The organism is Mediterranea sp. ET5 (assembly GCF_023337025.1).
Lineage (GTDB): Bacteria > Bacteroidota > Bacteroidia > Bacteroidales > Bacteroidaceae > Phocaeicola_A.
Genome location: NZ_JAMBLN010000009.1, coordinates 1 through 13,603 on the forward strand (window position 1 = coordinate 1; position 13,603 = coordinate 13,603).

The window sequence follows — 13,603 nt, forward strand, 5'->3', positions numbered from 1 at the left end:
TTTCGTTGCTCATCCAACCTCCAGCTACATCCAACTGGCAGATAATATCACGCAGCCATTCAACGAATATCTGCATCTATTCATTCGCTTCGGTTTCATGGGCCTCGTGCTGTTGTCAGCAATTGCATGGATGACCTATCAAAAGATGCGAACCTGCGCTACACGCCTCAAACAAGCAGCTTGGGCCTCGTTATGTGCCGGGGCTGTATGTGCCTGTTTCTCCTATCCGTGTCACTACCCGGCAATTTGGGTACTGTTGATACTTTCATTATCAAACATTTATACCCCAACAGTCTCTCAAGGACATGCAGCAACCAGATACAAGGCTTTTTCTGTCTTAGCCATTGCCTTCTGCGTGTTATCCCTGTCAATCATTCAAGCCCGATACGAACAGCAAAGAATCAGTCTGGAAGAACGTGCTGCAAACGGTGAGGACTCTGCTTCTCTACAGGATTCTTACAACCTGCTATATGACAGGTCCTACTTTCGCATCCATCCGGCTTTTCTTTACAATTACGCCATCTACCTGTTTGAAAGGGAACAATATGCCGAATGTCTGTCCATATTGGAACAAAGTGAAGCATATAAAATCGATTACAATAGTCAAATTCTCAAAGCGTATACCCTGCAACATTTGGGGAAAATCAAACTCGCGATCGAAGCCTTTCAACTAGCGTCACACATGTTACCCGGACGGCTGCAGCCTCACTATGAACTCATAAATCTATACGAATTAACCGGACAGCATCGTTTGGCAGTTCTATATGCACAGAATGCTCTAAAGCTTCCATTGAAGGTAAAGAATGCCCGCACGCTCTATTTTCAGAAAGAAATCCAGAAATTTCTGATTCATTCGCAAACTACCAAACACAAGCATACCAACCCGTAGTCTACACCCCCTGTTGCCACACCACATGGCAGCAAGGTCACTGCAAACCCCATTTACCATTTTGTCAAAACGTCAAACGACCCCCCTCAAAAAGGCCCGCTTTCGCACCAAAATGCAAGTTGGTGAGTAAAACGGCCCTTCTCGGGCAATTCGCTAAATACACATTGCAACCCGTCGGATAAAAGTCGCATCAATAAGGAATACATTCAGCCGAAAAAGGAGCAATAAGCTCCACGTCTGCGACATTTCCACCCAATATCACACTTTCAAAACCAGCCTCATCCGGAACAAACTAGAGGTGAACGAATGAAAATTATTGTATCGTTTTGCTAAAACAAGTGTTTCATCCTTCAAAAACAAGTGTTCGGGAAATGAAACAATATTGTTTGACTCGTCAAACACTTGTGTTTGGCACGTGAAACAATATTGTTTGACGAGCGAAACAATATTGTTTCACTGCATAAATATCCGGAATATACCCTTCTTTGGAATATTCATACGACGACTTCCGTATGAATATTCCTAAAAAAGCCTACTTTATCGTTTTTTCTCAAAAGTCGAGTTAGCTGAAAAGTGCGATTTCACCGAATCCGTCAAGCGGAAACGGGGATTCGGTTGCAATGTGACAGTCCGTTCTGCAATCACACAGGGGCACCACCTCACTCGAAGGGGAAGCGCACGCCCCAGCGGGCACGCAGGTCGTCCATGAGGCGCATCACGCGGAGTGTCTCCGAGTGAGGCATGTCGGGCGCCTCCAGCCAACCCCGCTGCAGTGCCTCGGCACATGCCTGCACCTCGTATTCGTAGCCGGTAATCTGTTTCGGGCAGTCATAGACTGCCTTCACGCGGTATTCGCTGTCGACCACGGTGATGCGCTGGGGGTTGTTGATGTTCTCCACGATGAGGTGTCCCTCCTCGCCCGAGATGATACCCTGACGGTCGGTCTTTGCCATCATCGTGCTGCTGAGCACCGCCATCCGTCCGTCACGGTAGGTCAGCGTGAAGCTCTCCTGGGCATCGACCCCGGTCTTCGTCTTCACACAGGCGGAGTCCACCCGTTCGATGTCCGTGCCGAATGCCATCAGGGCAAAATTGAGGGCATACACGCCCAGGTCGAGCAGCGCACCGCCTGCCAATGCCGGGTTGTACATCCGTTCCTTGTGGCTCAAGGGATAGCCCAGGTTGGCAGTCAGCATCGTGGGACGGCCGATGACGCCTTCCGCCAGCAGCTCGTTGAGCCGATGCGACAGTGGCATGTAGCGTGTCCAGATGGCTTCGGTGATGAACACACCCCGTTCACGCGCATAGCCGAGCACCTCTTCAGCCTGCACGGCGTTGGCGGTGAAGGCCTTCTCACACAGCACGGGCTTGCCATGATGCAGGCACAGCAGGGCATGGTCGCGGTGGTGCGAATGCGGTGTGGCGACATAGACCAAGTCCACGTCGGGGTCTTCGAGCATCTCTTCGTATGAACCGTACGCGCGGGGGAATCCCCATCGGTCGGCAAACGCACGTGCCGAGTCCAGGCTGCGCGATGCAATGGCGTATCCCTCGGCATCCTTCATTCCTGCCAGTGTCTCCGCCATCTTGGCGGCAATGGCACCGGCTCCAATAATTCCTACTTTCATAATGTATCCATTTGTTTGTCTGACGCACAGGCGTGTGTCCGTTTAATCATACAATCAGGACAGGAGCTCCTGTCCGTTCTCCTAATCAAATGCCACGTACGGGGCGAGGCGCTTCAGGTCGTCCGCCGTGAACTCCTCATAGAGCTCCAGCTGACGGAGGGAGTGCAGGGGCCCGTACTTGTGGCGGAAGTCCGTGATGGCCCTTGCCTGCCGGTAGTTCAAGTACGGATGGCGGCTGAGCTGCGCAGCTTCCGCCCGGTTGATGTGAATCGGCTTTTCCGTCAGAGGACCGACGGTGAACCACCGGCACAGACTGTCGGGCATTCCGCTGATTTCCGTCAGTTGGGACACATGCACGAAGCCGCCCAGACGGTTCCGATAGGCGACGATGCGCGATGCACGGACGCGACCGATGCCGGGCACCCGTTGCAGCACTGTCGTGTCGGCGGCATTGAGTTCGACAGTCGTCCCTTCAGCAAACTTCGACGGGCGCAGCCACCAGCCTTCCGCCTTCCCGGTGTTCTTCTGACGGACGGACGCCGCCTGTTCCTTCTCCGGCAGGGTGATGCGGATGTACGGACGCAGACGGGCGTAGTCTTCCGCTGTCAGCCCGTAGATGCGTGCCAGGGATTCGGGTGTACGGAACACGCCGCCGCGGGCACGGTACTTCAGGATGTTGCGCACCACGTAGGGAGGCAGTCCGAGACTTGACAACCGGACGGAATCGGCACGGTTGGGGTCAAACGGGATCGGCACGACTGCCGCCCTCCTTTCTCTTCCGGCAGACTGACGGTGCAGACTGTCGGCACGCATGAACGCCTGCTTGATGGCTGCGGTATCCGCATCCGTCACCTCGACAGAGTCAGACCGCGCGGCACGTCGGTAGACCCCGACACTCACCATAAGCACCAGTGCCAGTACCGACAGGACCACGACAAGTCGCTGTTCCCAGTACGAACAGAAAAGGGTATCTTTCCACATACAACGTCACGGTTCAGGTTCAGAACAGCCCCCACTCCTTCAGGAACACGCCGGCAATGGCTATCGGGGCGACATAGCGCACCAGGAAGATGTATGCCCGGAAGAAGCGCACCTTCAGGCTGCCTTCGTTCGACACCTCGGCATAGACCAGCCGACGGTCGAGATACCATCCGGTGAACAGGCAGATGAGCATGCCGCCCAGCGGAAGCATGATTTTGGTGGTCGTGAAGTCAAAGAGGTTGAAAAGGTTCATTCCGGCTATCGTGAAGTCACTCCACACGCCCATCGACAGGGAGCAGGCGGCACCGAGCAAAAGGCAGCCGGCAGTGACGAGCGTGGCAGCCCGCGTCCGCGAGAGATGGAACTCCTCATGCAGGTAGGCAGTCACCACCTCGTGGATGGAGATGGTCGACGTCAGTGCCGCCAACGCCAGCAGGATGTAGAACATCAGCGAGAAGATGTACGACAGGACCGGCACTCCGGCAAACGCCTGTTGGAACACGTTGGGCAGGGTGATGAAAATCAGCCCGGGTCCTGCATCGGGACTGATGCCCACGGAGAATGCCGCCGGGAAGATGATGATGCCTGCCAGCACCGCCACACAGGTATCGATTACGCCTACGCTGCCTGCCGTCTTCGCCAGGTTGGTGTCGCGGCTGAAGTAGGAGGCGTATGTGCAGAGGCAACCCATGCCGAGACTCAGTGAATAGAATGCCTGCCCCATGGCACCCAGCACGACGTCGGACGTGACCTTGCTGAAGTCGGGACGGAACAGGAAGAGCAACCCCTTCTCTGAACCGGGCAGGCTGACGGAGCAGACCGCAAGGACAATCACCAGGATGAAGAGCAGCGGCATCAGGAGCTTCGACGAACGCTCGATGCCCTTCTTCACGCCACGCACGACCACAAAGTGGGTCAGCACAAGGAAACAGGCTGTCCAGACGACTGGGAGCACAGGCTCTTGCAGGAAGGAGGCGAAGGAGGCGCTGAAGTCCGGCGCAGTCTTTCCGGCGAAGCTGTTGGTGCCCGCCTCGACGATGAACTCCAGTGTCCAGCCTGCCACCACGGAGTAATAGCTCAGGATGAGAAAGCCTGTCAGCACACCGAGGAATCCCACCCAACGCCAGGGAGTACCCGGTGCAAGGATGCGGTAGGCTCCTGCCGTGTTGGCACGCGAGCGGCGTCCGATGAGGAACTCGGAAATCATGACAGGCATGCCCATGAACAGCACGCAGAGCAGGTAGATGAGGATAAACGCCGCTCCACCATGTTGTCCTGCCTCGTAAGGGAAACGCCAGATGTTGCCCAATCCGACGGCAGAACCGGCAGAGGCGAGGATGACGCCGATGCGGCTTCCGAAGTTTACGCGGTCTGAATTTGTCATCAGAAGAGTTAGTGTTTGTTATTAGTTTCAGGCAAAACTACGCATTTTTGAAGAGATTGTTATAATTTTGTCTCTATAATCAACCAAAAAGATTCGTTTAGCCATGTCCCGACTTATCTTACGCTACACCGTGTCGTGGTTGCTCATCGTGGCAATCCTGCTGGCATGCTTTCTGCCTGTCCCTGAAACTGAAATGGACGACGTCCCCTTCATCGACAAGTGGGTGCACATCCTGATGTATCTCATGCTCTCGTCGAGCCTTTGGATTGAGTACCTGCGCAGCCACACGCACATCGACTACCCGAAGCTCTGCGTCGGCGCCATCGTCCTGCCCATCGTCCTGAGCGGACTCATCGAACTGGGACAGGCGTACTGCACAACGACCCGTTCGGGCGACTGGCTGGACTTCCTGGCAAACGTCACCGGTGTCGGATTGGGCGCCCTTCTGGGCTTCACGGTCTACCGGCGCCACTTCCTGAAGAAGGTCCGCTAAATCAAGGGACGAGGGTCCCGCCAACAGACAGTACGTACATTATACATAGAAGGATAAACTTATGAGAAAGAACTTTGGAGCAAAAGCATGGACGTATCCACAACCTGTATTCATCGTGGGCACTTACGACGAAGAGGGACGTCCCGACGCCATGAATGCCGCCTGGGGAGGCATCGACTACGACGACCGCATCAACCTGTGCCTGAGCGAGGGGCATAAGACCGTGAAGAACCTGCTTGCCACACGGGCCTTCACCGTGAGCATGGGCACAGCAGACCAGCTGGTGGCATGCGACTACGTGGGCATCGTCTCGGGCAACAAAGAGCCGGACAAGTTTGCCAAAGCAGGCTTCCACGCCGTGAAGTCGGAGTTCGTCAACGCCCCGCTCATCGAGGAGCTGCCCATGACGGTGGAGTGCGAACTGGTGTCCTACGACCCACAGACGTGTCACCTCGTCGGACGCATCGTCAACGTGTCAGCCGACGAAAGCATCCTCAACGAGAAAGGGAAGATTGACCCTGCCAAGCTGCGCCCCCTCATCTTTGACCCGGTGAACATGGGCTATCTCGTGGCAGGCGAGCGGGTCGGCAATGCATTCAAGGACGGGACGGCACTGAAGCGATGATACCGGTCATTGACAACATGATTACACTGGAGCAGCAGGTACTCCGCGAGGGGTTCCTGCCGTTCTTCCGTTGCGGCATCCCCGGTTTCTCCATCGAGGAGCGGACGGCGCCTGAATATTGGTTTGCTGACGGGGAGGATGGTCCGTGGGAATGGAAAGGGCCCCTCATCCGCGAGGGACACTGCGCCTACGGCAAGTTCTTCCGCAAGAAGGCCGGCTACGTCAGTCTGGAATGGCTGCCCCACCTGATGAACTACCGCCGTACCTGCCGTTATGCCAAGGATGAGGATACCGCTGCCCTCGACGACGTGGTGTTGCAGACCATCGCATCGGAAGGTGGGGTGACGGTCAAGGACCTGCGCCGTCTGTTGGGCTTCGTCCGTGGCAGGGGAAGGAGGCATCCCGATGGCCTCGTCGACCGTCAGCCGGAGCTCAAGCTCTCCCTCGACCCGATTCTGACGCGCCTGATGATGGGACTGCACATTGTCATAGCCGACTTCGAATACAACATCGACCGTCACGGCCGTCCCTACGGCTGGGGTGTGGCTCGCTACACGTTGCCCGAGGTGCTCTACGGACGCCTGGATGCCGGATGCACTCCCGAGGAGTCTTACGCCCGGATACTTGCCCATCTGCAACGCCTGCATCCGGAAGTCCCCATCCGAAAATTGGAAGAATTCATCGGATAGAGGGAAGGTGGAAGCCGTCCGCACCCTGCATCCGCTGGGATAGGGGCATAAAAAAAGAGAGCTACATCGCTGTAGTTCTCTTCGTCTCAACGTGGTGTCACCAGGAATCGAACCGGGGACACAAGGATTTTCAGTCCTTTGCTCTACCAACTGAGCTATGACACCATTGCTTGATTGCGCTGCAAAGATAGGAATAATTCTTGAACTTACAAATTTTTCGCAATTTTCTATCCATTCCTTTGGCAGTTACAAAAAAGTGCGTACCTTTGCAACCGCAAAACGGAAAGTAGCGCAGTTGGTAGCGCACTACGTTCGGGACGTAGGGGTCGGGCGTTCGAGTCGCCTCTTTCCGACAGTGCAAAAAGAAACGGACATTCTTCACGGAGTGTCCGTTTTTCTTTTTGTATCCCTCTGTCAGCGTTCCTGCCACGTCGCGTAGGGATGCTTGGACAGGTAGGCATTGTAGTAACGCTCGTCGCCGGTGACCTCACGGCCCAGGTAGGAAGGTGGGGTGAACGGCTCGTCTACATCATCCAGCTCCACTTCCGCCATCACCAGTCCCTCGTTCTCGCCGTGGAACTCATCGATTTCCAGCGTATGCTTCCCGTGTCGCACCAGGTAACGCGTCTTCTCGATACGCCCCGGTTCGCAGAGCGACATCAGGTGGCGGGCATCTTCCAACGGAATCTCACGCTCCCACTCATAACGGCTCAGCCCCGATGCATCGGACGCACCCTTGATGGTCAGGTACCCCCTTCCATCGCGGATACGGACACGCACACAGCGTTCGGGAGCACTGCACAGGTAGCCTTGTGCCACCTCGGAGGAGGCATAGGCGAGGCTGTGGAATGCTCCCGACACCAGAAATTTCCGTTCTATCTCTTGCGGCATAAAGCGTTATCCCAACACGGAATAGGCAATCATGGCGATGACCGCCAAAACAATCAGACCGATGAATATGCCTTTCACTACGCGGTCGGCTTTCTGCTCTTCGCGGCGTTCACGAGCCGCATGCTTTTGTTGACTTCTCTGACTCATGGTATTTTCGTTTTTAAGTTCTTCTGTTCATTCATTTGCCGGTTCATCCGGACGGATGGGGAGGGGCTATACCTCGGCGTCGCCAAACTCCATCAGATAGGCTTTGATGAAGCCGTCAATCTTGCCGTCCATCACGCCGTTCACGTCCGACGTCTGGTAGTTCGTGCGGTGGTCCTTCACGCGGCGGTCGTCGAAGACGTAGCTTCGTATCTGCGAGCCCCACTCGATCTTCTTCTTCCCCGCCTCTATCTTTGCTTGCTCTGCCATGCGGTGCTTCATCTCCTTCTCGTAAAGGATGGAGCGCAACTGTCGCATGGCGTTTTCCTTGTTCTTGGGTTGGTCGCGCGTCTCGGTGTTCTCGATGAGGATTTCCTCTTCTTCGCCCGTATAGGGGTCTTTATACTGGTAGCGCAGGCGCACGCCGGACTCCACCTTGTTGACGTTCTGTCCTCCGGCACCACCGCTCCGGAACGTGTCCCACGAGATGCACGCCGGCTGTATGTCCACTTCGATGGTATCGTCGACCAGCGGAGTGACAAAGACCGATGCGAACGAAGTCATGCGTTTGCCCTGGGCATTGTAGGGTGACACACGCACCAGGCGGTGCACGCCGTTCTCACCCTTCAGGTATCCGTAGGCGTAGGCGCCCTGAATCTCCATCGTCACCGACTTGATGCCCGCCTCGTCGCCTTCCTGCAGGTTGGCAATTGCCACCTTATACTTGTTCGCCTCCGCCCAGCGCATGTACATGCGCATCAGCATCGACGCCCAGTCCTGGCTTTCCGTACCACCGGCACCGGAATTGATTTTGAGCACACAGTCCATCTGGTCGGCTTCCTGACGCAACATGTTCTTCAGCTCCAGCGCCTCGATGGCTTCGGATGCCTTGGCGTACGCCTCATCCAGTTCGGCTTCGGTGATGAGTCCGTCCTTGCAGAAGTCGAAGGCGATTTCCACCTCGTCGGCAAGGCTTTTCACCTCTTTATATCCGTCAATCCAGCCTTGCAGTCCCTTGACCTTCTTCATTTGGGCTTCCGCTTTCTTGGCGTCGTCCCAGAATCCGGGAGCTTGGGTGCGCAACTGTTCTTCCTCCACCTGAATCTGCTTGGCATCAATGTCCAGATAGCGTTTCAGGGCTTCGGTACGTTCCTTGACATCTTTCAGTTGTTCTATGGTTATCATGCTTAGCTACTTATATGGTTCAATGTGCAAAGATAAAGAGAATTTACGAAGTACGCCGCATGCGCGGGGCACAAACCGCGCCGCCTCACTCCTCGTACATCTTCTCTATCTCCGCCGCGTAGTTCCGGTAGATGACCGGACGTTTGATCTTCAGCGTATTCGTCAGTTCGCCCCGCTGCATGCTGAACGGCTCGGGCAGGAGCGTGAAATACTTCACCTGCTCGTAGTGTGCCAGTCGCTGCTGCAAGGCGTCGATGCGCTCGCGGTAGAGCGCCATGACCTGCGGATGGCGGAGCAGCTCCTCCATCGTCTGGTAAACGATGCCGCGCCGTGCCGCAAACTCGCGCACCAGGTCGTAGACGGGCACGATGAGTGCCGTGACGTACTTGTGGCGGTCCGCGATGACGGCTACCTGGTCGATGTAACGGTCCACCACGAGGCGGCTCTCGATCGCCTGGGGAGCGATGTACTTGCCGTTGGACGTTTTGAACAGGTCCTTCAGACGGTCGGTCAGGAACAGCTCGCCGTCCTTGAGGTAGCCCACGTCGCCCGTGTGGAACCAGCCGTCGGCATCGATGGCCTCGCGTGTCAGTTCCTCCTTCCGGTAGTAACCGCGCGTGATGGTCTTGCCGCGCAGGAGTATCTCGTCGTGTTCTCCCAGCTTCACCTCCACGTCGGGCATCACCGCGCCCACCGAGCCGATGGTGTAACGCGGCAGGGGGTCACAGGACACCGTGGCGGTCGACTCCGTCAGTCCGTAGCCTGCCAGCATGGGAATGCCCACCGAGTGAACGAACTCCTCGACCACCGTGGGGATGGCGGCACCGGCTGTGGGGAACAGGTTGCCGTGCTCGATGCCCAGCGTCTTCTTCAGCAGACGGTAGACCGTACGGTCGTAGAGGCGGTAACGCTGACGCAGGAAGAAGGGGGGCTTCTTCTCCACCCGCACATAGTCCAGGTGGTAACGCCGTCCCACCCGCAGGGCGTCGCGGAAAATCATCCGGCTCAAGAAGTTGCTCGAGGCTATCTTCTCCTGCACGCCCGTGTAGACCTTCTCCCAGAAACGCGGGACGGCACACATGGCCGTCGGGCGCACCTCGCGGATGGTCTGCTGGATGTCCGCCGGACGCAGGTTGATGCACACCGTGCAGCCACGGTTGATACAGAGGTAGGTCCACGCCTTCTCGAAGATGTGGGTCAGGGGGAGGAAGTTCATCACCACGTCCGCGTCCGTCAGTTGGGGCAGACGGATGTCATGGATACGGAACGCCTCCGCGTAGCAGGAGTGGTGGAGCATGACGCCCTTCGGCTCGCCCGTGGTTCCGGACGTATAGAGGATGTTTGCCAGGTCTTCTTCGCTGACGTCGTGCCGGCGGCGTTCCAGCTCGGCAGTGACAGCCGCGTCGGTGCCCAGTGCCAGGAACTCGTTGAAGTAGAGCGACAGCGAGTCCTGCGAATGGCGGATGACCTTGCGGTCGAAGATGACCACACGCTCCAGCGAGGGGCACGACTCCGCCACCTGGCAGGCGACGTCGTACTGGTACTGCTCGCCGACGAACAGGAAGCGTATGCCGGCATCCTGCAGGATGTAGCCCACCTGCTCGGCGGAGCTGGTAGCATAGAGCGGGATGGACACCGCACGCACGCCGAACGCGGCAAAGTCCATGTACAGGCACTCGGGTTTGTTCTGTGAAAAGACGCCGATATTCTCCTGTACCCCCACGCCCAGTTCGAGCAGGGCGCGTGAGGCGACATCGACGATATGGGAGAATTGGTTCCACGTCACGGGAACCCACGTGCCGGTGGCGTAGTCGCGGTAACGTAGCGCCGTCCGGTTAGCATATTTCTTCGCCTGCTCCTGTACGAGCAAGGCCAAATGAGGGTGCGACATGCTTCTTATGGATATTTAGTTTACGGGCTGTCCGGAAAGAGGTTATCCGCCCGGCGGACGGACCGTCTCACGCCACCGGGCGCGCGCCTCATCGGTCGGTCACCCGTCGGCAGGTCCGCCCCACGGATGCTCCGGGGACATTTTTATGGGGGCAAAGGTATGGTTTTTATTCCGAAGTATCGTACTTTTGCACGCACAATCACGAACAACTATGGACAAAGAAGCAATGCTAAGCGAGGCTCTCAACCTGTTGAAAGTGCTCATCAGCACGCCCTCGATGAGCCGCGAAGAAGAAGCGGCAGCCAATGCCCTACAGAACTACATGGAGCGCAGCGGCATCCTCACCAACCGCTCGGGCAACAACGTCTGGTGCGTCAGCCCGCAGTTCAGCCTGGACAAACCCACCCTCTTGCTCAACTCACACATCGATACAGTCAAGCCCGTCAGTGGATGGCAGAAGCAGCCCTTCACCCCGACGGAAGTCAACGGGAAGCTCTACGGCCTCGGCAGCAATGACGCCGGGGGAAGCCTCGTATGCCTCTTCCAGACCTTTTGCAGGCTCACACGGAAGGAGCAGCCCTACAACCTCATCTTCCTCGCCTCCTGTGAGGAGGAGGTCTCGGGCAAGAACGGCATCGAGAGCGTACTCCCCAAGCTGCCACCCATCGCACTGGGCATCGTGGGAGAGCCCACGGAGATGCAGCCTGCCATCGCCGAGAAGGGACTGATGGTCCTCGACGTGACCGCCCACGGAAAGGCGGGTCATGCCGCACGCGAGGAGGGCGACAATGCCATCTACCATGCCCTGACGGACATCGAGTGGTTCCGCACGTACCATTTCGAACGGGTGTCGCCCCTGCTGGGCCCGGTGAAGATGAGCGTCACGCAAATCAATGCCGGCACACAGCACAATGTCATCCCCGACCGCTGTTCGTTCGTCGTCGACATACGCAGCAACGAGCTGTACACCAACGAAGAACTCTTCAGCCTCATCAGCCAGCACGTCAGCAGCGAGGTCACAGCCCGCTCCTTCCGCCTCAACTCGTCGCATATCGACGCCTCCCACCCGGTGGTCCGCCGCGCCGTGGAACTGGGACGGACGCCCTACGGCTCCCCCACCCTCTCCGACCAGGCACTCATGCCCTTCCCCTCGGTGAAAATCGGTCCGGGGAAATCGTCGCGCTCGCACACTGCCAACGAGTACATCCTCATCCGCGAACTGGAGGAGGCGCTTGACCTCTACTACGAACTCCTCGACGGACTGGTCATCGGCTAAAACCGGACACGGCGACCGGGAACAGGAGACACGGGAATCTGTCGGAACGAGCGACCAGACCGGTCACCCCCTACATTCGCCGCCCGATGGGTGCATGTCCACGCCGAAGGGCAATTGGCAATTGTCAATTGTCAATTGTCAATTGACTATGTTGGACCGGGCGACCGGACCGGTCGCCCCTACATTTGGGGGAATGTTTTGTTGATGGGGTTTGACGGTTGTGTCAATTTGTCAAATTGTCAAACGAATCGCCCGAGAAGGGGCTTCCTTGCACCAAAATACGAGTTGGTGACCACGGAGCGCCTTCTCGGGCGATTTGTGTTTTGCACACTGACGGTGTTTCCGTCGGTTTCCTTTCCCTCTGTTTCATTTTTCTTCCCATTCATTCCTTTCCGTCGGTCTTTTCACACAGACGGACGCAATTTCACACTCACGGAATCGTGCCCCTTTGGTCGCTGAAAAGTGGAAACAGGTGGCTGTTTTCGTACGGACGAACGACCACGACGGTGCGGACACGTCGGTACGGTGGTGCGGACGCGTCCGTACGAAGCCAACCACCGGTGCTTTCAACCGTGGAAAGGAGGGCGGCGGATGCTTTTTTCGCGTTAGAAACGGTATAATTATGTGAATAGAGGTTTATTCAGGTATGTTTCGACGGACGTATCTTAAAATATTTAACGCGCGATTTTCTAATTGGGACGATTTTGCGAAAATGTGCGTTACCCCAAAATGCCCAATCAGGAAATTTTGATGTTAATATCCGGAAAACGATGTCTTTTTGATAAACCGTTCATGGGGAAAATGTAGGGGTAACCTGACGGGTACGTCCGCCGGAGGCTATTCTACCTTATATATGTTCATGTCGTCCTGGAAATCGTGCAGGAGGTCAAAGAGGTCATGCTCTCCCGCCTTCCGCGCCTTGATGACCATCGTCACCTGGTAGGTCGCGGCACTCTCGTGGTTGACCTGTTCCATCTGATAGGAAGCGATGATGAAGTCGTGCTCCAGCAGGCGTTCGCGGACGGCATTGACCACCTCGCGCTTCGTCGTGGAGAACTCCATGTAGGAGCTGCGCATGCCGATGCTCTTGAACAGGTAGCTGAGCAGCTCCAGTCCCATGAGTGTCAGGACCGCAGCCGAAATGCCGAGCCAGTACATCCCCGCTCCGATGGTCATGCCGATGCCCGACGTGACCCATATGCCGGCAGCGGTCGTCAGGCCTCTCACTATCTGCTTCTGGAAGATGATGGTACCGGCTCCGATAAAGCCGATGCCGGTGACGACCTGCGAGGCGATGCGGCTCGGGTCCAGGCTCACACCGGGGTGGTCGATCACCGCCATGAAGCCGTATTGCGACAGAATCATGAGCAGGGCGCTGCCCAGCGACACAAGGAAGTGCGTCCGGTAACCCGCCTCCTTGGCACGATACTCGCGGTCCAGCCCGATGAGCGCACCGAGCACTCCGGCGAGAAACAAACGGAAGATGAATTCAAGAGTCATGTTCATGCTGTGGATAGTTAAGTGTTG

The 13,603-nt window shown here is 56.8% G+C and carries 13 protein-coding genes and 2 tRNA genes; 6 read left to right on the plus strand and 9 right to left on the minus strand.

Annotated features, from left to right (window positions below; translation table 11 throughout):
• A partial coding sequence (locus M3087_RS06845; protein ID WP_249094615.1) for a hypothetical protein occupies positions 1-889 on the plus strand: 889 nt, incomplete at its 5' end.
• A gap of 659 nt (positions 890-1,548) precedes the next feature.
• Here M3087_RS06845 and M3087_RS06850 read toward each other — a convergent pair.
• The 3 genes from M3087_RS06850 to M3087_RS06860 all read right to left on the minus strand — a co-directional run bounded on the left by M3087_RS06850 (position 1,549) and on the right by M3087_RS06860 (position 4,882).
• On the minus strand, positions 1,549-2,517 hold the full coding sequence (locus M3087_RS06850) for a Gfo/Idh/MocA family protein (RefSeq protein ID WP_249094618.1): 969 nt from the start codon (positions 2,515-2,517) through the stop codon (positions 1,549-1,551).
• A gap of 81 nt (positions 2,518-2,598) precedes the next feature.
• Positions 2,599-3,498: a helix-hairpin-helix domain-containing protein gene (locus M3087_RS06855; RefSeq protein WP_249094621.1), complete on the minus strand. Its 900-nt coding sequence runs from the start codon at positions 3,496-3,498 to the stop codon at positions 2,599-2,601.
• A 19-nt stretch (positions 3,499-3,517) separates the two neighbouring features.
• On the minus strand, positions 3,518-4,882 hold the full coding sequence (locus M3087_RS06860; RefSeq protein ID WP_249094623.1) for a sodium-dependent transporter: 1,365 nt from the start codon (positions 4,880-4,882) through the stop codon (positions 3,518-3,520).
• 103 nt (positions 4,883-4,985) lie between these two features.
• Here M3087_RS06860 and M3087_RS06865 point away from each other — a divergent pair, with 103 nt between their 5' ends.
• From M3087_RS06865 to M3087_RS06875, 3 genes are all read left to right on the plus strand, one after another.
• Positions 4,986-5,375, plus strand: a complete 390-nt coding sequence (locus M3087_RS06865; protein WP_249094625.1) for a VanZ family protein — start codon at positions 4,986-4,988, stop codon at positions 5,373-5,375.
• A gap of 61 nt (positions 5,376-5,436) precedes the next feature.
• Positions 5,437-6,000, plus strand: coding sequence for a flavin reductase family protein (locus tag M3087_RS06870; protein WP_022385887.1), 564 nt, complete (start codon positions 5,437-5,439; stop codon positions 5,998-6,000).
• A 17-nt stretch (positions 6,001-6,017) separates the two neighbouring features.
• Positions 6,018-6,689 carry a hypothetical protein gene (locus M3087_RS06875; RefSeq protein WP_249094626.1) on the plus strand — a complete coding sequence of 224 codons (672 nt, stop codon included), beginning with the start codon at positions 6,018-6,020 and terminating at the stop codon, positions 6,687-6,689.
• Positions 6,690-6,781: 92 nt separating this feature from the next.
• Here the strand turns inward: M3087_RS06875 and M3087_RS06880 are convergent.
• Positions 6,782-6,854, minus strand: a tRNA-Phe gene (locus M3087_RS06880).
• A 115-nt stretch (positions 6,855-6,969) separates the two neighbouring features.
• Between M3087_RS06880 and M3087_RS06885 the strand changes: the two genes are divergently transcribed.
• Positions 6,970-7,042, plus strand: a tRNA-Pro gene (locus M3087_RS06885).
• Positions 7,043-7,103: 61 nt separating this feature from the next.
• On the opposite strand, the gene M3087_RS06890 is transcribed toward M3087_RS06885, so the two are convergent.
• The 4 genes from M3087_RS06890 to M3087_RS06905 form a co-directional block, all read right to left on the minus strand.
• Positions 7,104-7,580 carry a CYTH domain-containing protein gene (locus tag M3087_RS06890; RefSeq protein ID WP_022385890.1) on the minus strand — a complete coding sequence of 159 codons (477 nt, stop codon included), beginning with the start codon at positions 7,578-7,580 and terminating at the stop codon, positions 7,104-7,106.
• 6 nt (positions 7,581-7,586) lie between these two features.
• Complete coding sequence (locus tag M3087_RS06895) at positions 7,587-7,727, minus strand: hypothetical protein (RefSeq protein ID WP_022385891.1); 141 nt, start codon at positions 7,725-7,727, stop codon at positions 7,587-7,589.
• Between the two features lie 66 nt (positions 7,728-7,793).
• The gene (prfB, locus tag M3087_RS06900) at positions 7,794-8,909 is read right to left on the minus strand and encodes a peptide chain release factor 2 (protein WP_022385892.1); all 1,116 of its coding nucleotides are present in this window, start codon (positions 8,907-8,909) and stop codon (positions 7,794-7,796) included.
• Positions 8,910-8,994: 85 nt separating this feature from the next.
• Positions 8,995-10,800, minus strand: a complete 1,806-nt coding sequence (locus tag M3087_RS06905; protein ID WP_249094628.1) for an AMP-dependent synthetase/ligase — start codon at positions 10,798-10,800, stop codon at positions 8,995-8,997.
• 211 nt (positions 10,801-11,011) lie between these two features.
• Here M3087_RS06905 and M3087_RS06910 point away from each other — a divergent pair, with 211 nt between their 5' ends.
• A complete protein-coding gene (locus M3087_RS06910; protein WP_249094631.1) occupies positions 11,012-12,076 on the plus strand; it encodes a M20 family metallo-hydrolase in 1,065 nt (354 codons plus the stop codon).
• Positions 12,077-12,913: 837 nt separating this feature from the next.
• Here the strand turns inward: M3087_RS06910 and M3087_RS06915 are convergent.
• Positions 12,914-13,582, minus strand: coding sequence for an MgtC/SapB family protein (locus M3087_RS06915; RefSeq protein ID WP_249094634.1), 669 nt, complete (start codon positions 13,580-13,582; stop codon positions 12,914-12,916).
• Positions 13,583-13,603: the final 21 nt, after the last annotated feature.